Annotated in this window: 1 protein-coding gene; it reads left to right on the top strand. The window is 69.6% G+C overall.

What is annotated here, in order from left to right; translation table 11 throughout:
• Positions 1-425 (top strand): dihydroxyacetone kinase subunit DhaK (locus EOA33_RS40325; protein ID WP_245482267.1); only part of this gene is annotated, 425 nt, incomplete at both ends.

Here is a 425-nt window from a genome sequence, read left to right as displayed (position 1 = left end):
ATCCCCGGTCAGGCGCATGAGGATCGCTTCGGCGCCGACGATGGCGAGCTCGGGCTCGGCATCCATGGCGAGCCGGGCGTCGAGCGCATCGCGCTGCAGAGCGCCGGCTCACTCGTCGCCATCATGGCCGAGCGCCTTGCCGCGCTGCTCGATGCCGGCAGCCGCTACGCGCTGCTGATCAACAATCTCGGATCGGTGCCGCCGCTCGAAATGTCGCTGATCGCCAATGCGGTGCTCGCCTCGCCGCTGGCGAAGGCGGTGACGCTGACGGTGGGTCCCGGCCATCTGATGACCGCGCTCAACATGAATGGCTTCTCGCTGTCGCTGATCAGGCTGGATGCCGAACGCGAGGCGGCGCTGCTGGCGCCGGTCGGTCCGCACGCTTGGCTGCCGACGCAGCCGGTTCGCCAGCCGGTCGTCGTGGC

The organism is Mesorhizobium sp. M4A.F.Ca.ET.050.02.1.1, from assembly GCF_003997725.1.
Classification (GTDB): Bacteria; Pseudomonadota; Alphaproteobacteria; order Rhizobiales; family Rhizobiaceae; genus Mesorhizobium.
This window is presented reverse-complemented; position numbering and strand designations above follow the sequence as displayed.